Origin of the sequence: Pseudomonas gingeri (genome assembly GCF_013386115.1) — a bacterium.
Classification (GTDB): Bacteria; Pseudomonadota; Gammaproteobacteria; order Pseudomonadales; family Pseudomonadaceae; genus Aquipseudomonas; species Aquipseudomonas gingeri.
On record NZ_JACAOR010000005.1, the window covers coordinates 754,342 to 776,475 of the forward strand.

General features: G+C 63.7%; 21 protein-coding genes. 15 read left to right on the forward strand and 6 right to left on the reverse strand.

Translation table 11 applies throughout. The features are described 5' to 3' along the window. Positions 1 to 15: 15 nt before the first annotated feature. Positions 16 to 252 (reverse strand): DUF3820 family protein, encoded by a 237-nt coding sequence (locus HX881_RS11380; RefSeq protein WP_017126223.1) that lies wholly within the window; start codon positions 250 to 252, stop codon positions 16 to 18. A 206-nt stretch (positions 253 to 458) separates the two neighbouring features. Between HX881_RS11380 and HX881_RS11385 the strand changes: the two genes are divergently transcribed. Beyond that, a complete protein-coding gene (locus HX881_RS11385) occupies positions 459 to 926 on the forward strand; it encodes a PA2169 family four-helix-bundle protein (protein WP_017126222.1) in 468 nt (155 codons plus the stop codon). Positions 927 to 1,546: 620 nt separating this feature from the next. Here the strand turns inward: HX881_RS11385 and HX881_RS11390 are convergent. After that, the gene (locus HX881_RS11390) at positions 1,547 to 2,017 is read right to left on the reverse strand and encodes a MaoC family dehydratase (protein ID WP_017126221.1); all 471 of its coding nucleotides are present in this window, start codon (positions 2,015 to 2,017) and stop codon (positions 1,547 to 1,549) included. Between the two features lie 59 nt (positions 2,018 to 2,076). Continuing rightward, a complete protein-coding gene (locus tag HX881_RS11395) occupies positions 2,077 to 3,021 on the reverse strand; it encodes an alpha/beta hydrolase (protein ID WP_017126220.1) in 945 nt (314 codons plus the stop codon). A gap of 259 nt (positions 3,022 to 3,280) precedes the next feature. On the opposite strand from HX881_RS11395, the gene fadD2 reads away from it, so the two are divergent. Further along, positions 3,281 to 4,969, forward strand: coding sequence for a long-chain-fatty-acid--CoA ligase FadD2 (fadD2, locus tag HX881_RS11400; protein ID WP_017126219.1), 1,689 nt, complete (start codon positions 3,281 to 3,283; stop codon positions 4,967 to 4,969). 399 nt (positions 4,970 to 5,368) lie between these two features. Beyond that, entirely contained in the window at positions 5,369 to 7,066 is a 1,698-nt protein-coding gene (gene fadD1, locus HX881_RS11405; protein WP_103032785.1) for a long-chain-fatty-acid--CoA ligase FadD1, read from the forward strand. Positions 7,067 to 7,223: 157 nt separating this feature from the next. Here fadD1 and HX881_RS11410 read toward each other — a convergent pair whose 3' ends face one another. Next, positions 7,224 to 7,604, reverse strand: a complete 381-nt coding sequence (locus HX881_RS11410; protein ID WP_177084456.1) for a hypothetical protein — start codon at positions 7,602 to 7,604, stop codon at positions 7,224 to 7,226. A 200-nt stretch (positions 7,605 to 7,804) separates the two neighbouring features. Here HX881_RS11410 and HX881_RS11415 point away from each other — a divergent pair, with 200 nt between their 5' ends. The 3 genes from HX881_RS11415 (at position 7,805) to def (ending at position 9,669) form a co-directional block, all read left to right on the forward strand. Continuing rightward, on the forward strand, positions 7,805 to 7,993 hold the full coding sequence (locus tag HX881_RS11415; protein WP_017126217.1) for a CsbD family protein: 189 nt from the start codon (positions 7,805 to 7,807) through the stop codon (positions 7,991 to 7,993). A gap of 189 nt (positions 7,994 to 8,182) precedes the next feature. Beyond that, on the forward strand, positions 8,183 to 9,127 hold the full coding sequence (locus HX881_RS11420) for a YihY/virulence factor BrkB family protein (RefSeq protein ID WP_017126216.1): 945 nt from the start codon (positions 8,183 to 8,185) through the stop codon (positions 9,125 to 9,127). 2 nt (positions 9,128 to 9,129) lie between these two features. Beyond that, positions 9,130 to 9,669 carry a peptide deformylase gene (gene def, locus HX881_RS11425; RefSeq protein WP_017126215.1) on the forward strand — a complete coding sequence of 180 codons (540 nt, stop codon included), beginning with the start codon at positions 9,130 to 9,132 and terminating at the stop codon, positions 9,667 to 9,669. A gap of 3 nt (positions 9,670 to 9,672) precedes the next feature. Here def and HX881_RS11430 read toward each other — a convergent pair whose 3' ends face one another. Together HX881_RS11430 and HX881_RS11435 are read right to left on the reverse strand one after the other, a co-directional pair. After that, positions 9,673 to 10,506: a class I SAM-dependent methyltransferase gene (locus tag HX881_RS11430; RefSeq protein ID WP_177084458.1), complete on the reverse strand. Its 834-nt coding sequence runs from the start codon at positions 10,504 to 10,506 to the stop codon at positions 9,673 to 9,675. A gap of 59 nt (positions 10,507 to 10,565) precedes the next feature. Then, a complete protein-coding gene (locus tag HX881_RS11435) occupies positions 10,566 to 11,003 on the reverse strand; it encodes a GNAT family N-acetyltransferase (protein WP_177084459.1) in 438 nt (145 codons plus the stop codon). Between the two features lie 323 nt (positions 11,004 to 11,326). On the opposite strand from HX881_RS11435, the gene HX881_RS11440 reads away from it, so the two are divergent. From HX881_RS11440 to HX881_RS11480, 9 genes are all read left to right on the forward strand, one after another. Next, the gene (locus tag HX881_RS11440) at positions 11,327 to 12,268 is read left to right on the forward strand and encodes a fatty acid desaturase (protein WP_017126211.1); all 942 of its coding nucleotides are present in this window, start codon (positions 11,327 to 11,329) and stop codon (positions 12,266 to 12,268) included. Between the two features lie 9 nt (positions 12,269 to 12,277). Beyond that, on the forward strand, positions 12,278 to 13,072 hold the full coding sequence (locus HX881_RS11445; RefSeq protein WP_177084461.1) for a phosphate/phosphite/phosphonate ABC transporter substrate-binding protein: 795 nt from the start codon (positions 12,278 to 12,280) through the stop codon (positions 13,070 to 13,072). 233 nt (positions 13,073 to 13,305) lie between these two features. Beyond that, complete coding sequence (locus HX881_RS11450; RefSeq protein ID WP_017126209.1) at positions 13,306 to 13,815, forward strand: sigma-70 family RNA polymerase sigma factor; 510 nt, start codon at positions 13,306 to 13,308, stop codon at positions 13,813 to 13,815. A 1-nt stretch (position 13,816) separates the two neighbouring features. Beyond that, positions 13,817 to 14,776 (forward strand): FecR domain-containing protein, encoded by a 960-nt coding sequence (locus HX881_RS11455; protein WP_177084463.1) that lies wholly within the window; start codon positions 13,817 to 13,819, stop codon positions 14,774 to 14,776. A 118-nt stretch (positions 14,777 to 14,894) separates the two neighbouring features. Beyond that, positions 14,895 to 17,570 (forward strand): TonB-dependent receptor plug domain-containing protein, encoded by a 2,676-nt coding sequence (locus tag HX881_RS11460; protein ID WP_245222990.1) that lies wholly within the window; start codon positions 14,895 to 14,897, stop codon positions 17,568 to 17,570. Between the two features lie 96 nt (positions 17,571 to 17,666). Next, the gene (locus HX881_RS11465) at positions 17,667 to 18,680 is read left to right on the forward strand and encodes an ABC transporter substrate-binding protein (protein ID WP_017126206.1); all 1,014 of its coding nucleotides are present in this window, start codon (positions 17,667 to 17,669) and stop codon (positions 18,678 to 18,680) included. Further along, complete coding sequence (locus tag HX881_RS11470; RefSeq protein ID WP_177084465.1) at positions 18,680 to 19,609, forward strand: aliphatic sulfonate ABC transporter substrate-binding protein; 930 nt, start codon at positions 18,680 to 18,682, stop codon at positions 19,607 to 19,609. Before HX881_RS11465 ends, HX881_RS11470 begins: the two co-directional genes overlap by 1 nt. Positions 19,610 to 19,633: 24 nt before the next feature. After that, the gene (locus tag HX881_RS11475) at positions 19,634 to 20,638 is read left to right on the forward strand and encodes an ornithine cyclodeaminase family protein (protein WP_177084468.1); all 1,005 of its coding nucleotides are present in this window, start codon (positions 19,634 to 19,636) and stop codon (positions 20,636 to 20,638) included. Then, the gene (locus tag HX881_RS11480) at positions 20,635 to 22,131 is read left to right on the forward strand and encodes an HAL/PAL/TAL family ammonia-lyase (protein ID WP_177084470.1); all 1,497 of its coding nucleotides are present in this window, start codon (positions 20,635 to 20,637) and stop codon (positions 22,129 to 22,131) included. Before HX881_RS11475 ends, HX881_RS11480 begins: the two co-directional genes overlap by 4 nt. Positions 22,132 to 22,134 lie beyond the last annotated feature (3 nt).

Sequence of the window (22,134 nt, forward strand, 5' to 3'; positions counted from 1 at the left end):
GCGGGGCTCGTCGGGTCAGTGGCGGGGTTTGGGTTTGCCGTGCTTCGCACGTAGCGGGTCGAGCAGGTCGGCGAGGCCGTTGTGGTCGATCTCCTGCATCAACGCCAGCAGGCCGCCGAGTTCACCCTGGGGAAAGCCTTCGCGGGCGAACCAGTTCAGGTACGGTCCGGGGAGGTCGGCGATGATCCGCCCCTTGTACTTGCCGAAGGGCATTTCGCGGGTGACCAGCAGTTCGAGTTTTTCGGGGTTCATTCGGGGACTTGCCTCCGGTGTTCAAGCGACTGGAAAAATACAGGCATTCTGCATGCAGGCCAATTGACAGATCATGCAAATAACGGGGATACAGATTTTTCGATTATTTATAAGTTACTGAAATTAAACATAAAAATTATAAGCCGAAGGCTGGCATGGCGACTGCAACGGTATACCCAACTTCCACCACCAGAAGGAATTGAGTCATGACCAACTTGAACAAAGAAACCATTTCGGTTCTCAACCACCTGATTGAAGTCAGCAAGGATGGCCAGGAAGGCTTCAAGACGTGCGCCGAAGATATCAAGAACCCCGAGCTCAAGGCGCTGTTCCAGAAACGTTCGAGCGAGTGCGCGTCGGCGGCCGTGGAATTGCAGGCCGAAGTGCGCAAGCTCGGCGGCGATCCGGAAACCTCCACCAGCGTCTCCGGTGATCTGCACCGTCGTTGGGTGGACGTGAAGGCGCTGTTCACCGGCAAGGGCGAAGAAGCGGTGCTCAACGAAGCCGAGCGTGGTGAGGATCATGCCAAGAAGGCTTATCGCGAAGCGCTGGAGAAACTGGCCAAGCACGACACCCTGCTGAGCTTGCGTGACCTGGTGGATCGTCAGTACCAGGGCGTGCTGCGCAACCATGACCAGGTCAAGGCACTGCGTAATATCGCTCGCGCCAGCTAAGTCGCCGCTATTGCCCCTGTGGGGCTGGCTTGCCAGGGAAGGCGAGCCTCAAGGCCCTCTTCGCGGGCAAGTCCGCTCCCACACAGGGATCGGCGTTTCGACACAACTGTCGCGGCTGCCACCAATCCCCTGTGGGAGCTGGCTTGCCAGCGAAGAGGGCCTCATGAGCGCTGCAAGCCTCAAGGTCCTCATCGCCGGCAAGCCGGCTCCTACACAGGGATTGGTGTTTCGACACAACTGTCGCGGCTGCCTCCAATCCCCTGTGGGAGCTGGCTTGCCAGCGAAGAGGGCTTCACGAGCGCTGCAAGCCTCAAGGTTCTCATCGCCAGCAAGCCGGCTCCTACACAGGGATCGGCGTTTCGATACAGCTATCGCGGCTGCCACCAATCCCCTGTGGGAGCTGGCTTGCCAGCGAAGAGGGCCTCATGAGCGCTGCAAGCCTCAAGGTCTTCATCGCCAGCAAGCCGGCTCCTACACAGGGATTGGTGTTTCGACACAACTGTCGCGGCTGCCTCCAATCCCCTGTGGGAGCTGGCTTGCCAGCGAAGAGGGCCTCATGAGCGCTGCAAGCCTCAAGGTTCTCATCGCCAGCAAGCCGGCTCCCACAGTTTTTGTCATCATCAGCCAATGGTGATCGGTGGCGGGCTGGTCAGGGTCACGGTCTGTTGCTTGCGAGGGGCGAGGATTTCCGCTTCGCCGTCGACCACCAGTTCATCGCGCTGGTTGAATACGCGGGTGGCGATACGTACACGAAACTTCGGCAGTTTCTCGAGGATTTCCAGGCGCACGGTCAGGGTGTCGCCAATCTTCACCGGCTTCTGGAAGCTCATCTGCTGGCCCAGGTAGATGGTGCCCGGTCCGGGCAGTTCGCACGCCACCGCGGCACTGATCAGCGCGCCACTGAACATGCCATGGGCGATGCGTTCCTTGAACATGCTCGCGGCAGCGAATTCGGCATCCAGATGCACCGGGTTGTGGTCACCGGACATCGCGGCGAACAACTGGATATCGCGTTCTTCCACGGTCTTGCTGTAGCTGGCGGTCTGGCCGACTTCGAGGGCTTCGTACGGCGTATTGGTCACCTGGGTCATCTGATACCTGTCCTGTGAAAGTTTGTTAAAATCAACTAATTGATTTTAAAGGAAAATAATCATTCTGAGCGGGCTGGTCGACGGTGCGCCAGGGTCTGCTCCAGCCAGTGCAGCACGTCGGCGGTCACTTCATCGCGGTTGGTTTCATTGAAAAGTTCGTGCCGCGCCTGTGGGTAGACGCTCAATTGCAGGTTTTGGCTACCGGCTTCGCGCAAGGCATCGGCGAGATCCTTGAGGCGCTTGCCTTCACTGACCGGATCGCGCTCGCCACCCATCACCAGCAACGGCAGGCCGGGGTCGATCTGCTTCAGGTTGCGCGCCTTGCTGATCTGTTGCAGGCCGCCCAGCAGATCGATCCACAACTGGTTGGTGCAACGGAAACCGCAGAGCGGGTCGCTGACGTACTTGTCGACTTCCTCCGGGTCGCGGCTCAGCCAGTCGAAGGCCGTGCGGGTGGGCTTGAAGGCCTTGTTGAACGAACCGAACGACAGCCAGTCGATCAGTGCGCTGCGGCCCGTGGCGCCCTGGCGCCAGCGTTCGCCGCGGGCGATCGCGGAGGCGGCGCGGTACAGCGCCACCGGCTGGAAGTTCGAGCCGCTGAGGATCGCGCCCTGCAGGCTGGCGCTGTGGTGCAGCAGGTAGGCCTGGGCAATATAGCTGCCCATGCTGTGACCGAGCAGGATGATCGGCTTGCCCGGCTGCTCTTCGCCGATGCGCTGGTTGAGGCTCGCCAGGTCGCTGACCACCGCGCACCAGCCGTCGCGATCGGCGAAATGCCCGAGCACGCCGTGTTCGGCGGTCTTGCCGTGTCCGCGCTGGTCATGGGCGTAGAGTCCGTACCCGGCCTCGCACAGGGCCGCGGCCAGGCGAGCATACCGGCCACTGTGTTCGGCCATGCCATGGGACAGCAGGACCAGTGCCTTCGGCTCGCCTTCCGGCAACCAGCGATTGACGTGGAGGCGGCTGTGGTCACTCACGGTCAGCCAGAAAGTGTCATGGGTCATGGCGGTTCCTTTGCTCAAGATGAGACGGCGGCACGGGACGAGACAGGGCACGGGATGGCATGCGGAGTCGATCCATTGTATAGCGCATCCTCGCCGAGGAAGCAGGTCATGCTGCGCATTGGCAGCAAGATTCATGATGTTGATGACTGTGTCCGCCATATTTGCCTGATTCCACATTGCTGCTAACGTCCGCTAAGCACCGCTTTTTCGCTTCGCGCGAACGCGGCCCCGGAGAGGCTCAGGCAAGAGGACAAGAACAATGCAAGCTGATTTCTGGAACGACAAGCGCCCCGCCGGCGTACCCCTGGATATCGAGGCGGGCGCCTATAGATCCGTGGTCGAGGTATTCGAGCGCTCCTGCAAGAAATTCGCCGACCGTCCGGCCTTCAGCAACATGGGCGTGACCCTGACCTACGCCGAACTCGAACGCTACAGCGCGGCCTTTGCCGGTTATCTGCAGGCCAATACCGACCTGCAGCCCGGCGACCGGATTGCCGTCCAGTTGCCCAACGTCCTGCATTATCCGATTGCCGTGTTCGGCGCCATGCGTGCCGGGCTGATCGTGGTCAACACCAACCCGCTGTACACCGTCCGCGAGATGCGCCACCAGTTCAAGGACTCCGGTGCCCGGGCGCTGGTCTACCTGAACCTGTTCGGCGCGCGGGTCCAGGAAGTGCTGCCCGATACCCGGATCGAGTTCCTGATCGAAGCGAAGATGGGCGACCTGATGGCGCCGGCCAAGGGCTGGCTGACCAACCTGGTGGTCGACAAGGTGAAAAAGCTGGTGCCGCCTTACCAGTTGCCTCAGGCGATCTCGTTCAAGAGTGCCTTGCACCTGGGCCGGGGCCAGAGCATCCAGCCGCTCAAGGTCAGCCTCGATGACCTCGCGGTGCTGCAATACACCGGCGGCACCACGGGCCTGGCCAAGGGCGCGATGCTCACCCACGGCAACCTGGTGGCGAACATGCAGCAGGCGCGGGCCTGCCTGTCCCAGCCCGGGCCCGACGGTCATCCGCTGCTCAAGGAAGGCCAGGAAGTGATGATCGCGCCGCTGCCGCTGTATCACATCTATGCCTTCACCGCGAACTGCATGTGCATGATGGTCACCGGTAACCACAACGTGCTGATCAGCAATCCGCGGGATATCGGCGGCTTCATCAAGGAACTGAAAAAGTGGCGCTTTTCCGCGCTGCTGGGGCTCAACACCCTGTTCGTGGCGCTGATGGAGCACCCGGACTTCAAGACCCTGGATTTCTCCAGCCTGAAGCTCACCAACTCCGGCGGCACCGCCTTGGTCAAGGCCACCGCCGAGCGCTGGGAGAAGGCCACCGGCTGCCGCATCACCGAGGGCTACGGCTTGACCGAGACTTCGCCCATTGCCTGCACCAACCCTTATGGCGACAAGGGCCGCCTGGGCTCGGTCGGCATCCCGGTGCCCGGCACCAGCCTGAAGATCGCCGATGACAACGGTGTCGAGCAGCCGCTGGGCGAGCGCGGCGAGTTGTGCATCAAGGGGCCGCAGGTGATGAAGGGCTACTGGCAGCAACCGGAAGCGACCCGCGAAGTGCTGGATGCCGAAGGGTGGTTCAAGACCGGCGATATCGCGGTGATCGACCCGGATGGTTTTGTCCGTATCGTCGACCGCAAGAAGGACATGATCATCGTCTCCGGTTTCAATGTGTACCCGAATGAAATCGAAGACGTGGTGATGGCCCACCCGAAAGTTGCCAATTGCGCGGTGATCGGCGTTCCGGACGAGCGTTCGGGCGAGGCGGTGAAGTTGTTCGTGGTGGCGCGGGAGGCGGGGGTCAGCGTTGAAGAACTGAAGGCCTACTGCAAGGAAAACTTCACCGGCTACAAAGTACCCAAGCATATCGTGCTGCGGGATTCGCTGCCGATGACGCCGGTGGGCAAGATCCTGCGGCGGGAGTTGCGGGATAACCCATAGGCCGCGATCGAGGGGGGGCATTGAGGGTTCTTCGCGATGTCCCGGCAAGTCCGGCTGCTACAGTTTTCGGTGGTACGCAAAGTAAGGTGCACAACTGCGAACTGTAGGAGCCGGGCTTGCCCGCGAAGCTTTTAAAAGGGCTGAAACCCTCGAAGCAGAGCTGAATTCCGGGTAATAGACTTTTTACTCTAAAAATGACCATTGCTGTTTCTTGAGTCATATTCATGACCGGCGAGCCCATCTTTGGCTCTAGGCGACCCTTGGCAAAGCTGCTACTCTCGGCGCGCTTTGTGACTTCTCGGCGTAAGTTAAAGCCAGATTCACCCAATAAAAAACACAGATAAATAATAATCGCATCAAATGCGGTGCTGAATTCGCGTTGCTGAGGAGTGGGCTTCCATGATCGAAGACTTTTGGAAGGATAAGTACCCGGCTGGGATTGCTGCCGACATCAATCCCGATGAGTACCCGAATGTTCAGACGGTATTGAAACAGTCTTGCCAACGATTCGCCAGCAAACCGGCCTTTAGCAACCTCGGCAAGACGCTCACTTATGGTGAGTTGTACGAGTTGTCCGGTGCTTTCGCCGCCTACCTGCAACAGCACACGGACCTGCAACCGGGCGATCGGATCGCCGTGCAGTTGCCCAACCTGCTGCAATACCCGATCGCCGTGTTCGGTGCCATTCGCGCCGGGCTGATCGTGGTCAACACCAACCCGCTGTACACCGCGCGGGAAATGGAACACCAATTCAACGACTCCGGCGCCAAGGCCCTGGTGTGCCTGGCGAACATGGCGCACCTGGCCGAAGCGGTGGTGCCCAAGACCGGCGTGCGGCATGTGATCGTCACCGAAGTGGCCGACCTGCTGCCCCCGCTCAAGCGTGTGCTGATCAACAGTGTCATCAAGTACGTGAAGAAGATGGTGCCGGCCTATCACCTGCCCAAGGCCGTCAAGTTCAACGACGTGCTGAGCAAGGGCCAGGGCCAGCCGGTCAAGGAAGCCAATCCGGCCAGCAGCGACGTCGCGGTGCTGCAATACACCGGCGGCACCACCGGCGTGGCCAAGGGCGCGATGCTGACCCATCGCAACCTGGTGGCGAACATGTTGCAGTGCAAGGCACTGATGGGTTCGGACCTCAATGAAGGCTGCGAGATCGTCATCACCCCGCTGCCGCTGTACCACATCTATGCCTTCACCTTTCATTGCATGGCGATGATGCTGATCGGCAACCACAACATCCTGATCAGCAACCCGCGCGACCTGTCGGCGATGGTCAAGGAACTGTCGAAGTGGAAGTTCAGCGCCTTTGTCGGCCTCAACACCCTGTTCGTCGCCCTGTGCAACAACGAGACATTCCGCAAGCTGGACTTCTCCGCGCTCAAGGTCACCCTGTCGGGGGGCATGGCCCTGCAACTGGCGGCGTCCGAGCGTTGGAAGGCGGTGACCGGCTGTTCCATCTGCGAAGGCTACGGCATGACCGAAACCAGCCCGGTGGCCTCGGTGAACCCGAGCCAGAAGATCCAGCCCGGCACCATCGGCATTCCTGTGCCGTCGACCCTGTGCAAGGTGATCAACGACGAAGGCGTCGAGCAGCCGCTGGGTGAGATCGGCGAACTGTGCATCAAGGGCCCGCAGGTGATGAAGGGCTACTGGCAGCGCCAGGACGCCACCGACGAGATCCTCGACAGCGAAGGCTGGCTGAAGACCGGCGACATCGCGATCATCCAGCCGGACGGCTACATGCGCATTGTCGACCGCAAGAAGGACATGATCCTGGTGTCCGGTTTCAACGTCTATCCGAACGAACTGGAAGACGTGCTGGCGACCTTGCCGGGTGTGCTGCAATGCGCGGCCATCGGCGTGCCGGACGAGAAGTCGGGCGAAGTGATCAAGATCTTCATCGTCGCCAAGCCGGGCGTGACCCTGACCAAGGACCAGGTGATGGAGCATATGCGGGCCAACGTGACCGGCTACAAAGTGCCGAAGTCCGTGGAATTCCGCGATGCACTGCCGACCACCAACGTCGGCAAGATCCTGCGCCGCGAGCTGCGCGATGAAGAACTGAAGAAGCTGGGCCTGAAGAAGATCGCCTGACCCTGCATAAACGACAAAGCCCCGCCGATGCGGGGCTTTGTCGTTTATGCCTGGCGAGCCGGCTTGTGTCGGAGCCGTGCTTGTCGGAACGCCGCCCGCCGCGAAGCTTCCAGCGTCCTCAAGGGCCTTATCGCCGGCAAGCCGGCTCCTGCAGGTTTCAGGATTGCTGGAACTGCGCGAATCCTACACCGGCCCCTGCCGGCCGCACGTCCTTGAGGAACGAGTCCTTGTCGGCGCTCAGTTCCAGGCTCAGCTCCGGCTTGCGCTTGCCGGCGTTGCGCACCACCAGGCCCTCCATCCGTTCGCGCAGGAACACGGTCGGCACCTTCAGGTGCAGCAACTCGTCGGTGGCCGGGGTATGCAACAGCAGGTGCACCCATTCGTATTGGCCGATCGCCAGGCGCGCCAGGGGGATATCGAACCACCAGATGTTGCGGTTGCGGTTCAATTCGGTGAAATGGCAGTTGTTCACGCCGAGCACGGCACCGCCCAGTTCCTGGTTCCTGCGGGCAATGGCCTGCTTTTTATCGAGTTTCATCACTTTCCTACCGTTATCGATCTTCAGCGCCTGAGCCTGAATCTGGCGGCTATTCTCATGGGTCGGCGGGCAAACATAAAGGCAAACCTGCTGTCTGTGATCAACAACCGGTCGAAAATAATTGAAACTCCGTGCAAAAGCCTCGGGTCAACCTTATGTCGGGACACTGACGCCCCGCACTCAACTGATGGAGAACGACCATGAGCAGCACTGGCGATAAGATCAAAGGCACAGCGAATCAAGCGGTTGGTAACGTCAAGCAGGCCGTCGGCAAAGCCACCGACAACAACCGGCTGCGCGCCGAAGGCAAGGCCCAGGAAGTGAAGGGCGACGCGCAGAAAGCGGTGGGCAAGACCAAGGAGGCGATCAAGAAGGCAGTCGATAAATAGACCGCGTTCCGATCGATCGAGCGGCCATCCCAGGATGGCCGTTCTTGTGTATCGCAGTTGCAAACGAGACAGGGCAATTGTTCAGCGCTGGCCAACTGCGCTACCGTGGGACCTATTACCCTAGGCAAGAAACCAGCCCTTGAGTCGCCTGCTGACCTGGCCCCCATGATTGCGGCGAAAGGAGACGCTATGATTTTTCCGGACTTGCGTGGTCTTCCCCTGCACCGAGTGCTGATACGCACGGTTCAGGAGTTCGTCGACGACGAAATGTCGACCTATGCCTCGGCACTGGCCTACCAGATGCTGTTTTCGCTGTTCCCCTTCCTGCTGTTCCTGATTGCCCTGATCGGCTTCCTGCATCTGCCGGACTTCTTCACCTGGCTGCGCATGCAGTCGGAGCTGGTGCTGCCGCCCCAGGCGCTGGACCAGGTCAACCCGGTGATCGATCAGTTGCAGCAATCCAAGGGCGGCCTGCTCTCGGTGGGTATCGTCATCGCCCTGTGGACCGCCTCGGCCGGCGTCCGGTTGATGATGAGCGCGATGAACGCCGCCTACGACGTGGTCGAGGCCCGGCCGATCTGGAAGCGCTTCCCGCTGTCGATCTTCTACACCGTGGGCATCGCCGGCATGTTGCTGGCCGCCGCCGCGCTGATGGTCCTCGGGCCGCAGGTGATGAGCTGGCTGGCCGGGCAGATCGGCATGGAAGACTTCGTGGTCACCCTCTGGACCATCCTGCGCTGGCCGGTGATCGTGCTGTTGCTGATGTTCGCCGTGGCCCTGATGTACTACGTGATGCCGGACGTGAAGCAGAAATTCGTGTTTATCACCCCCGGCTCGGTGCTGGCGGTGGTGGTGTGGATCGTGGCATCGCTGGGTTTCGGCTACTACGTGAAAACCTTCGCCGATTACAACGCGATGTATGGCAGTATCGGTGCGATCATTGTGCTCCTGCTGTACTTCTATATTTCCGCGGCGGTGCTGCTGCTGGGCGCGGAAATGAATGCGGTGATCGAACATATGTCGTCGGAAGGCAAGAATCCCGGCGAGAAGGACTTCCACGAACACCACGACAAGATGCCCGTCTCCGGACTGGGGCGCGACCATTCCCTGAAACCGACTACTGACGAAACCTGATCATGATCCGTGAAATCCTGAAAATGGGCGACGAGCGCCTGCTGCGCATCGCCCCGCCGGTTCCCCCGGAGATGTTCGACAGCGCCGAGCTCTGGCAACTGATCGACGACATGTTCCAGACCATGGAGCATGTCGGTGGAGTCGGCCTGGCCGCGCCGCAGATCGGCGTCGACCTGCAACTGGTGATCTTCGGTTTCGAGCACAGCGAGCGTTATCCGGACGCCGAGGCGGTGCCCCAGACGATCCTCATCAACCCGCTGATCACACCCCTGGGGCCGGAGCTGGAAGAGGGCTGGGAAGGCTGCCTGTCGGTGCCGGGGATGCGCGGTGCGGTGGATCGCTACGCGCGGATCCGCTACGAAGGTTTCACGCCCAAGGGCGAGCCGCTGGTGCGCAGCGCCGAAGGTTTCCACGCGCGTGTCGTGCAGCACGAATGCGATCATCTGATCGGTCGCCTGTATCCGTCGCGGATCAGCGACTTCCGCAAGTTCGGTTTTACCGAAGTGCTGTTCCCCGACCTCGATCCGAGCGCCGACGACTGATCCTCAGCGGGCCGCCACCTTGCCGGGCTTGACGAAGCGCAGGGTCAGGCGGTCCGACTCACCGATGGCCAGGTACCTGGCCTTGTCCTGCTCGCCCAGGCGCAGCGACGGTGGCAGGGTCCAGACCCCAGCGGCATAGTCCTTGGTGTCCCTGGGATTGGCGTTGATCTCGCTCTGTCCCTCCAGCACGAAGCCGGCATCGGTGGCCAGTTTCACCACGTAGGCGGTGGGCAGGTAGCCGCTCTGCCTGATGTTCTCCAGATCCGCACCGTCCCTGGCCCGATGATCCACCACGCCCAGCACGCCGCCGGGCTTGAGCACCTTGAAGAACGCCGAGAACATGGCCGGCGCATCGTCGGCCATGACCCAGTTGTGCACGTTGCGGAAGGTCAGCACGCGGTCGGCCGAGTCCGGCTTGCCGAGCACCGGCGCCTGGGGATCGAACTCGACGACGGCCGCCTTGGCGTAGTGCGTCGGGTCCTCGGCGAATTTCTGTTTCAGGCCGTCGGCCGAGCGCCTGGCGTAATCGCTGCTCGAGGCGGCCTGCACGGCGGCGATGTACTGCCCGTGATCCTTGAGCAGGGGCGCCAGCACCTCGCTGTACCAACCGCCGCCGGGGGTGATTTCGATCACCGTCTGGTTGGCCCGCAGGCCGAAGAACTGCAGGGTCTGCCGCGGGTGGCGATAGACGTCACGGACGCTGTTTTCCGGGGCGCGCCAGCTGCCGGCCAGGACCTTGGCGTACTGGGCGTCGCTGATGACCGCCGTGACGGCGGCCTGGCCGAGGGCTGGAGCGAGCAGGGCGGTGAAGGATAAAGCCACGAGGGTGCGGTTCATGATCATCCTGGCAGGAACGGGTGGACGAACGAGGCTATCACGCAGCCCCGAGCGGCCGATCACACATTTTTCGCGGTCGATCTAACCAATGGTTCTATGCCCAGCGCCACCAGCGGCTTGCTGCGCGAATAGCGCGCCAGACGCTCCGCCAGGGGTTGGGGCAGGGCCGTGGCGAGGCTGAAGCCCTGGCGCGTGTAGAAGTCCCGCAGGTCCGGATGGCAGAACAGCCAGACCGGGCCCTCGGCATCGCGCCGCGCCCGGGCGATCAACTGGCCGGCGATACCCTGGCCCCGCCAGCGCGGATCGACCAGCAGGCCGGTCAGCCAGAAACCTTCGGCGACCGCGGTGAGGGACAGCCCGGCGATGATCCCGTCGCACCGCGCGACCCACAGTTGGCCGTCGCCGGCAGAGCGCATCGACGAGTTGTGGGCGCGATAGAACTTGTTCAGCAGCGGTCGCAAGGGCTCCGGGAGCTGGGCGTAGTCGGCGGTCGGCATGAGGGGCGGGCAACGGCAGGGTGGGGGCCGATTATAAAACAGCCGGCGCCCGCGGATAGGTGTATACCTGAATCTAAATCCTGACGGAGTGCGCATCATGAGCAAGGGCATGGATTCAAAGAAAGCCGCGAAGAAGAAACCGGCCAAGACCGCCGACGAGAAACGGGCGGAGAAGAAGGTCAAGAAAGCCAACGTGTTCGGGCACTGAGTTGCAATCGTTCTAAGCTGATAACCAATCGATCTGCAAGATTTTGCGTTGCTGATGCACATCAGGGGATAAAGTCGGGGTTTGTCCCTCGGCCTGTCCTGTGCGAAGCCGATCGATGCCCAACTACCTCGACCCTGTTCACCGTGAAGAAATCCTTTCCCTGTCCCGCACCTTTACCGGGCGTACCGAATGGCCGACCTGGCTGTTGCTGATCGCCGTCCATGGCGGCTGGTTCGCTGTCCTGCTCGGCAGCCCGCACCTGGGGCTGTGGCCGAGCACGCTGTTGCTGATCGTCCTGGTCGCGTTGTGGCTGTCGGTGCAGCACGAACTGCTTCACGGTCACCCGACGCGTTTCGACGGCTTGAACAAGCTGCTGGGCTACGCGCCGTTTGCCGTGTGGTATCCCTACACGCTGTATCGTGACAGCCACCTGATCCATCACCGCGACGAAGACTTGACCCTGCCCGGTATCGACCCCGAGAGCCGCTATCTGCGGCAGCAGGACTGGCAGCGCTGTTCCCTGTTCGAAAAGGCCCTGCACCGCTTGAACAAGACGGTCTTCGGTCGCCTGCTGGTGGGCGCGCCGCTGGCCCTGCTCACCCTGGTGCGTGAAGAAAGCCGGCGCTTGCGGCGCGGCGAGCGCCGGGCCTGGCTGATGTGGCTGACCCACGGTGCATTGACCGTGCTGATGCTGGTGTTTGTCGCCCGCCACAGCATTATCCCGGTCTGGCACTACCTGCTGCTGGTCAGTATCCCGGCGTTGTCGGTGGCCATGCTGCGTTCCTACTACGAACATCGTCCCCACGCCGAACCCGAGCAGCGCACGGTGATCAACGAAGCCGGCTGGCCCTGGAGCTGGTTGTTCCTCAACAACAACCTGCACTTGATGCACCACGACCTGCCGAAGCTGCCCTGGTACTTCCTGCCCCGGGTCTACCGCGCACGCCGTGACCAGTGGCTGGCGCGCAGCGGCGGCTTTCTAGTAAAAGGCTACGGCGAGCTGCTGCGGCGCCATGCCGTGAAAGCCATCGACAGCCCCCAACACCCGTTTTCCTGAGGAGTCGCCATGACTGCCCGCTACGCCGAATTGCTCATGTACGTGGCCCCGCCAGCCGTGCAGCAGGCCAACGAACAATGGCTGGGGCGGATTCTCCAGACGCTCGGCGTCAGCCGCCTTCCGGCCGCGGAGCTGGACCTGAGGCAGCTGTGGCTGTCCCCGCAATTGCTGCTGACGCAGACCTGCGGCTACCCGCTGATGACCCTGCTGCGCGGCCAGGTGACGGTTATCGGGCGCCCGCGTTATGAACTGCCGGACGCCAGCGCGGGCAATCATTGCAGCCTGCTGCTGACCCGCGAAGACAACCCGCGCGTGACCCTGGAGGACTTTCGCGACAGTCGCGGCGTGCTCAATGACGAAGGCTCCAACAGTGGCATGAACCTGCTGCGCCAGTGCCTGGCCCCGCTGCAGCGCGATGGCCGCTTCTTCGCCAGCGTCGACTACAGCGGCGCCCACCGTGAAAGCCTGCGCTGGCTGCGCGAAGACCTGGCCGACCTGGCGGCGGTGGACAGCGTGACTTTCGCCTATCTGGCGCGCTTCGCCCCCGAGGAAGTGGCCGGCCTGAGGGTAGTGCAACGCAGTGCGCCGAGCCCGTGCCTGCCGTATATCGGGCCGGCGGGCCTGGACGAAGAACAGCTCAGGCGGCTGCGCGAGGCGATGAACCAGGCCTTGCGCGAGTTGCCCGCAGTGGCCGAGGTGCTGGGCCTGGCCGAGGTGCTGCCGGCCAGCGAGGCGGACTACCAGATCCTCCTCGATTACCGGGATGAAGCCCAGCGGCTGGGGTTGGCCAGACTGGGCGCATGACGCCCCCCCTGTCAGCGTCCCCCTGTAGGAGCCGGCTTGCTGGCGATAGCGGTTTATCAGGCGACAGCGATGTCGACCAAGCGCTCGTGAGCGCCAGCAAGCCTGCCGCTGCTAGAGTGTTTATGGTTATATAAAAATACCTTTTAAGTATTATTAAAGAATAAGCCGTGTTGGTAGCATCCTGCCACCGGAACACCGGACATACAGCGCAACTCTCTTGATCTGGAGCCATCATGTCCGGCGCCGACACACCTCACAGCGATTACGTGGGCGGGTTATTCCGCACGCATTACGATTGGCTCTGCGCCCGTTTGCGCCGCCATCTCGATTCCAGCGCCAGCGCCGAAGACATCGCCGCCGACACCTTCGTGCAACTGCTGATGGCCGCGGACAGCCTGCCGATTCGCCAGCCCCGTGCATTGCTGACCACCATTGCCCAGCGATTGATGTACCAGCTCTGGCGCCGCCGCGACCTGGAGCGTGCCTACCTCGACGCCCTGCAACAGGAGGACGAAGCGCAGGTGCCGTCACCGGAAGACCTGGCCCAGATGCTCGAAGCGCTGGAGACCATCGACCGCCTGCTCAACGGCTTGCCGGACAAGGTCAAGGCGACCTTCCTGCTGTCCCAGGTCAATGGCCTGACCTATCCCGAGATCGCGGTCGAGCTGGGTATTTCCCAGCGCTCGGTCAGTGACTACATGACCCGGGCAATCAGTCGCTGCCTGCGTGCGAGGCTGGACTGAGATGAGCCGCGAACAGGGCCCGGACCCGCTGATCGAAGAAGCCGCGCGCTGGATCGTCCGCCTGCGTTCCGGCCAGGCCAGCGACGCCGACCGGCATGCCTACCAGCAATGGCGCAATCAGGATCCGCGTCATGAGCAACTGTGCAGCCAGCTGGAAACCCGTCTCGGGGTGTTCCGGATTCCCATCGACCAGGGCATCAGCGGCGAACTGCTGCAACGGGCACTGAGCGCTCCGGCCAGTCGCCGCAAATTGTTGCAGGGCGCCTTGCTCGGCGTCGGCGTGATGCTCGGTGCCGGCCTGCTGCTGGGCGGCGCCGGCACCTCCCTGGCCGAACTGACGGCCGACCTGCGTACCGGCACCGCCGAGCGCCGCAGCCTCGAATTGCCCGATGGCAGCGAGTTGCAACTCAACGCCAGGAGCGCCGCCGATATCGACTTCGACCACCAGCGGCGGCAGGTGCGCCTGCTCGATGGCGAACTGTTGGCGAGGATCGCCAGGGATGCCTCGCGGCCCTTCGTGGTCCAGGCCCCGCAGGCCCGGGTACACGCCTATGGCGATCACCTGCTGGTCCGTGAGCGGGACGGCCTGGGTCATGTGGTGGCCTTGGGCGGAGCCCTGGAAATCGTCGGTCCGACGGGTGAGCGCCTGCAATTGCCGGCCGGCCATGAAGTCTCCTATGACCGCTATCGGTTCGGCCCGATCCGTCCCAGTCACGGCAGTGCCACGGCCTGGGTCGACGGTCTGCTGGAAGTGCGCGACGGCACCCTCGGCGAAGTGGTCGAGGCCCTGCGGCCCTGGCGTCCGGGTGTCTTGCGCCTCGACCCGGCGATTGCCTCGCTGCGGGTCAGCGGCCTGTTCCGGCTCGACCGGCCTGAGCAGATTCTCGACACCCTGGCCCGCACGCTGCCGATCCGGGTCGACCGGCATACCGACCTGTGGGTGACCTTGAGCCCGGCGTAGCGGGTTGGTTCTAAGACCATAACCAAAGGGTCTGCAAGTTTTTCGTCGGTCACTGCACATCACTCCCGTAAGCGCTGCCGAGGGAGCAGCGTTGTTCGATTCCATGGGGGGAGTCATTTTGCGTTCGTCCAACACCACGACCTATTCGCGTCATCCGCTTCGGGCCCTGGCCATCGCGCCGCTGGCCGGCCTGCTGTTCGCCACGGGGGCCTGGGCGGCCGAAGACGCCCGGCAGGTCTATCACATCGCCTCGGGCCCGCTCGACGAGGTACTGCTGAGCATCAGCCGGCAAAGCGGCCAGGTGATTTCCTTCACGCCGCAGTTGAGCAACTACTCCTCGGCCCAGGTCGACGGTTCCCTGTCGGCCCGGCAGGCGGTCAGCGAAGCGCTGCGCGGCACCGGCCTGCAATTGCAGGTCAGCCCGGACGGCGCGTTCATCATCCAGGAAGGCGCCACGCCGACCCAGGCCAGCGCGCAGTCCAGGGCCCAGACCAATGCCAAGGTGCACACCAGCGAGGCAGCCGTGCCGACCCTCGACCGGGTCATCGCCCTCGGCACCCGCCGCAACGATGCCACGGCACTGACCAGCGCCGCGCCGGTCGATGTGCTCACCAGCGAAGAACTGAAACAGACCGGCGCCACCAGCCTCAATCAGGCGCTGTTCCAGCTGCTGCCCTCGTTCAACTACCCGCAGAACCAGAGCGCGACCCGCGGGCAGAACCCCAAGGGCGCCTCGCTGCGCGGCCTGGCGCCGGACCAGACGCTGGTGCTGATCAACGGCAAGCGGCGGCATGCCTCGGCGGTGGTGAACATCTCCGGCGGCGTGCCGTTCATTGGCGCGCAGCCGGTGGACCTGGACATGATTCCCCTCAGCGCCATCGACCATGTCGAGGTGCTGCGTGACGGCGCCTCGGCCCAGTACGGCTCCGATGCGGTGGCCGGGGTGGTCAACATCGTGCTCAAGGAGCGCGACAGTGGCGGCCAGCTCAACACCCAGCTGGGCAAGTACTCCCAGGGCGACGGTTTCAGCAAGACCGCCGACGGCTGGTACGGCATCGGCTTGCCGGGGGACGGTTTCCTGACCCTGAGCTTCAACAGCCTGAACAACCGGCCCGACGATATCGGCGACAAATACATTGCCGACGGCCGCGAGCAGGACCCGCGCTGGGGTGGCGCCGGGCGCAACAAGTACAACCTGGTGGCGAATGCCGAGGTCGGCCTGAGCGATCAGTGGCGCCTCTACAGCTTCGCCACCTTTGGTCAGGACACCTCGGTCAACAACACGCCGCCGCTGCTGGCTGGCAACCCGAACAACGTGGCGGCGATCTATCCCAACGGCACCATTCCGAAGTACCGCTACCGCTATGAAGACGGTGCGTTGACCGTTGGCAGCCGCTACGAGGACGCGAGCCTGGGACGCTTCGACCTGAGCGCCACCTACGGTCGCGATACCCACGACGAACTGGCCTACAACACGGTCAACCCGAGCTTCGGCGCGAACAGCCCGACCAAGTTCGACGTGGCGACGCTGATCAATGAACAGACCAACCTGAGCCTGGATTACGCCAAGGACCTGGACGTCGACTGGTCCAAGCATCCGCTAACGATTTCGGCCGGCGTCGCTTACCGCAACGAGCGTTACCGGCTCGAAGCGGGAGATGCCGACTCCTACTCGTTCGGCGGGATCAACGGCGTCCAGGTCGGCGCGGTGCAGGCTTCGGGCCTGACCCCGGACGATGCCGGGACCTATACGCGCAATGTCGGCGGGGTGTACTTCGGCCTGGAAAACCAGTTGACCGACAAGTTCCAGTTCGGTCTGGCCGGGCGTACCGAGCATTACTCGGACTTCGGTTCGGCGACCACCGGCAAGGTCTCGGCGCGGTATGACTTCACGCCGCAGGTCGGCCTGCGCGCCACCGTCAACAACGCCTACCGTGCGCCGACCCTGGGCCAGATCGGCACCTCCTGGACCACCACCACCAACGTCGATATCAACGGCAACCCGGTGCTGACCCGCATGCTGCCGGCCGACAACCCGGCCGCCCGGGCCCTGGGCGCGCAGCCATTGAAACCGGAGAAGTCCACCAACTTCTCCCTTGGCCTGGTGCTGCGTCCGACCGACCAGGCTTCGCTGACCATCGATGCCTACCAGATCAGCATTCGTGACCGCCTGCTCTACAGCGGCGGCATTTCCGGTCCCCGGGCCGAGCAGATTCTCCAGGCCGCCGGCTACGGCCAGTACACCTGGGCGCAGTTCATGACCAACGCCGCCGACACCCGCACCCGTGGCGTGGACATCGTCGGCAAGTACAACCTCGACCTGCAGCAGTACGGCGGCCTGACCCTGAGCGCGGGCTACACCAAGGCCAAGACCATCATCGAGCGCATCAACTCCAACCCGTATGGCTTCGATGTGCTGACCCGCGAGGCGCGCGGCTTCCTCGAACACGGCTACCCGGAAGACAAGCTGGTATTCGGCGCGACTCACCGCTACGGCCCGTGGACGGTGGCCCTGAACGAAACCCGCTATGGCGAGTACCGCAAATACGCGGCCTCCGAAGCCAATGCCCAGTACGACCAGACCTTTTCCGCCCAGTGGACCACCGACCTGGATGTGAACTACGCGTTCAGCAAGCAACTGCGCCTGTCGGTCGGGGCCAACAACCTGTTCAGCAGCACGCCGGATGACTTCAACAAGCAACTGCGCCAGACGCCGGGCCAGCAATACAGCTACCTGTCGCCCGCGGCACCGGAGGGGGCCTTCTACTACACGCGCCTGAGCTACGACTTCTGAACCTGACACCGACCGTTCCCGGGCGCTGCTCGGGAACGATCACCACGCTGTTTCTTGCTTCACCCAACATGAAAACCAAACCACCACGAGGTGACCATGACATCCATCAAGACCCTGCTCGGCGGTTCGCTACTGGCCCTGGGCCTGCTGGCCCAACAGGCGCCCGCCGCCGACAAGCCGGCACCGATCCATTTCGGTGACATCACCTGGGAAAGCGGCAGCCTGATCACCGAGGTACTGCGGCTGATCGTCGAGAAAGGTTACGGTTATCCGACCGATACCTTGCCCGGCAGCACCGTGAGCCTTGAAGCCGCCCTGGCCAAGAACGATATCCAGGTGATCGGCGAGGAATGGGCCGGCCGCAGCCCGGCCTGGGTCAAGGCCGAAAGCGAAGGCAAGGTGTTCGGCCTCGGTGATACCGTCAAGGGCGCCACCGAAGGCTGGTGGGTCCCGGAATACGTGATCAAGGGCGACCCGGCACGGGGCATCAAGCCACTGGCGCCGGAACTCAAGTCGGTGGCCGACCTGCCGCGCTACAAGGATGTCTTCGCCGACCCCGAGGACCCGTCCCGCGGCCGCTTCCTCAACAGCCCCACCGGCTGGACCTCGGAAATCGTCAACAGCCAGAAGCTCAAGGCCTATGGCCTGACCGACAGCTTCGTCAATTTCCGCACCGGCTCCGGCGCGGCACTGGACGCCGAAGTCAGCTCCTCGGTCAAGCGCGGCAAGCCGGTGCTGTTCTACTACTGGTCGCCAACCCCGCTGCTGGGGCGTTTCAACCTGGTGAAACTGGAAGAGCCGCCGTTCGATGCCGAAGCCTGGAAAACCCTGGCCGATGCCAACAACCCGCACCCGCGTGGCACCCGCTCGATGCCGGCGCACCTGGCAATCGGTGTCTCCGCCGCGTTCAAGCAGCAATACCCGGAACTGGTCGGGGTCTTCGAGAAAGTCGACCTGCCCATCGACCTGCTGAACCGCACCCTGGCGCAGATGAGCGAGAAGCGCCTGGAACCACGCCTGGTGGCACAAGCCTTCCTGCGTGAGCAACCCCAGGTCTGGAGCCAGTGGGTACCGGCCGCGGTGGCCGAACGTGTGAAGGCGAACCTGTGATGATCAAGCGTATCTGGCTGTCAGCGATCCTCGGCCTGGTGACCGGCCTGGCCCAGGCCGGCGACCCCGCGACCTTGCGGGTCGGTTACCAGAAGAGTTCGGTGAGCATGGTCCTGGCTCGCGAGCACAAACTGCTGGAACAGGCCCTGCCTGGCACGCAGGTGCAATGGATCGAGTTTCCCGGCGGGCCGCAGATGATCGAGGCCGTCAACGGCGGTAGCGTCGATGTGGGCAATATCGGCGATATCCCGCCGATCTTTGCCCAGGTCGCGGGTATCGACCTGCTGTATATCGGTGTCGAGCCGGCCAACGGCAAGACCGACGCGATCATCGTGCCGGCGGCCAGCACGGTGCGCGGCGTGGCGGACCTCAAGGGCAAGCGTGTCGCCTTGCTCAAGGGCTCCAGCGCTCACAATCTGTTTCTCAAGAGCCTGATCAAGGCGGGCCTGCAACTGAGCGACGTGAACCTCGCCTACCTGTCGCCGGCGGATGCCCGGGCGGCCTTCGAGCAGGGCAAGCTCGATGCCTGGGTGATCTGGGACCCTTACTACTCGGCGGCACTGCTGGACGGCAGCGCGCGTCTGCTCAGCGACGGCCAGGACCTCAACCCCAGCGGTACGCTGTATATCGCCAGCGGTGCCTTCGCTCGCCAGCACCCGCAGAGCATCGCGCCGGTGCTCAAGGCCCTTGGCCAGGCCCAGCGGCTGTCTTTCGACCAGCCGCAGCAAAGCATCGACCTGATGACCCAGGCCCTGGGCCTGCAACGGGCGGTGGTCGAGCGCTATTTCGAGCATCGCTCGCGGGCGCCGCTGCAGACCATCGACCAGGCCACCATCGATACCCAGCAACGCACCGCCGATCTGTTCTTTGCCAATCACCTGATCCCCAAGGCGATCAAGGTGCAGCAGATTGTCTTCAAGGCCGACTGAGCCACGCAGAGGAAACCACCTTCCATGCAACCTGTTTATATCGACTTTCTCAACGGGCTGGATATCGCAGCCCTGGACCTGGGCAATGATGAGATCCTCGCCGCCATCGAAGCCAGCCTGGCTATCCAGGGGCGCGGCGAAGCGGTGATCGAGCCACGCACGCACCTGATTCCCGGAGGCGGGATCAACGGCCATTTCAACGTCCTGCGCGGCGTGCTGGGCGGTGATATCGGCTATGCCGGGGTCAAGGTGGTCGGCGACTTCGTCGACAACTATCGCCAGGGACTGCCGTCGGAGCTGGCGATTCTCAACCTGCTGGACCCGGCCACCGGCGTGCCGAAGGCGATTCTCGACGCTTCGGCGATCACCGATATGCGCACCGGCGCGGTGACGGCCATCGGCGCCAAGTACCTGGCCCGGCCCGACAGCAAGACCCTCGGTCATATCGGCGCGCGGGGCACCGCCTACTGGAACGTGCGGCTGCTCGATCACCTGTTCGACTTCGACGAAATACGCGTGCATTCGCGCCGGGAGGAAAGCCGCGAGGCCTTTGCCGAGAAGCTGCGCCGCGACCTGGGCAAGCCGGTCATCGTGACCCATGACTGGGAGAGCACGGTGCGTGGCGCCGATATCGTGGTCGAGGCCTCGCGCCTGGACCAGCCGCAACCGTTGCTGCGTACCGAGTGGATTGCGCCCGGCGCCTTTGTCGTGCCCTACGGCACCATGAGCGCGGTGGAGCTGTCGCTGACCGATATCATGGCCAAGCTGGTGGTCGACGACTGGGGCCAATGCAAGGGCGGGATGTTCGGTTCGCTGCGGGCCCACGTGGAGGCGGGCAAGCTCAGCGAGCAGACCCTGCATGCCGAACTGGGGCAGATCGTCGCCGGCTTGAAGAGCGGTCGGCAGAGTCCCGAGGAGCGCATTCTGTTCTGGCACCGCGGCTTGAGCCTGAGCGATATCGCCCTGGGCCACGCCTTGTTGCAGAAGGCCGCGCGCCTGGGGATCGGCCAGCGGCTGCGCTTCGCATGACGGCGGTCGAGCTCGACGGCCAGGGGCTGTCCCCACAGGCGTTGTTGCAAGTGGCGCGGGACGGCGCACCGCTGCGGTTCAGCGTCCAGGCGCGACAACGGATCGCCGCGGCCCACGCTTTGCTGCTGGCCCGGGCCGAGGCGGGCGAGGCGATCTATGGGGTCACCACGGGCCTTGGCGCGGCAGTGGATATCCGTCTGCTGGCGGACGATCCGGCGGTGCAGCAGCGGATCCCGCTGGGTCGCGCGGTGGGTGTCGGGCGCCTGGCCAGTCGCGAGGAAGTACGGGCGATCGCCTGTGCCCGCCTGGCCGGACTGGCCCAGGGCCGTTCGGGGATTTCCCTGGCGACGGCGCAGGCGCTGCTGGCGTTGCTCAATGCCGATATCTGCCCGGAGATACCCCTGACCGGATCGCTGGGCGAAAGCGATCTCGCGCCCCTGGCGCACCTGAGCCTGGGTTTGCTGGGCGAGGGCTGGGTGCAGTGGCAGGGGCAGCGTTTGCCGGCGGCGCAGGCCCTGGCCCGCAGTGGTTTGCCCGTCGCGCGGCTGTCCGGCAAGGACGGCCTGGCGCTGGTCTCGGCCAATGCCGCCAGTGTCGGCCTCGGGACCTTGCTGCTGGCAGAGGCCGACCGGGCCCTGGATTCGCTGCTGGCGGCGCTGGCGTTGTCCTGTGAAGGCTACCGGGCCAACCTCAGTCCGTTCCAGCCGTGGGCGGCGCGACTGCATCCGGCCAGTGGGCACGCGCGGCAATGCGCTGCGTTGCTGGCGCTGCTCAAGGGGGGGGAACTGGAGCAGCCGCAATCGGCCAGACGCTTGCAGGATCCCTTGAGCTTTCGTTGTGGCGGCGTGGTCCAGGGCGCTGCCCGACACGCCTGGGAGCAACTGCGTGAAACGCTGTCGATGGAGCTGGCGAGCGGGGCCGACAACCCGGCGTTGATTGTCGAAGAGGGACAGGTGCTGGCGAACGCCAACTTCGACAGCACCCATCTGGCGTTGGCGAGTGAAGGGCTGGGGTTGGCGTTCAGCCGACTGGCGGTGTGCTCCGCGGAGCGCCTGGCCAAGCTGCTGTCGCCGGGTTCCAGCGAACTGCCGCGCTTCCTGATCGAGACGCCGGGGCATGTCGGCCTGGCGGCGTTGCAACGGACCTCGGCGGCCCTGGTGGCGCAGATCGGCCATCTGGCCAATCCAATGCCGGCGGTATGCATTCCGGTGGCCGACCGGGTGGAAGACTACGCCGGCCAGGCCCTGGCGGTGATCGAGAAAACCCGCGAGCTGACCCGACTGCTGCAGACCCAGGCGGCGATCGAACTGATTGCCGCCGCCCAGGCGGTCGACTTGCGTGGAGAACGGCGGCTGGGGCAGGGCAGTGCCTCGATCTACCAGGCGGTGCGCAGCCAGGTGCCCCGGCTGGATCGGGATCGGCCGGGGGCCTGGGACGTACAGGCGTTGCTGGCGCTGATCGAGACCCGCGGCTGGCCGGAGATCGTCGGCTGATCG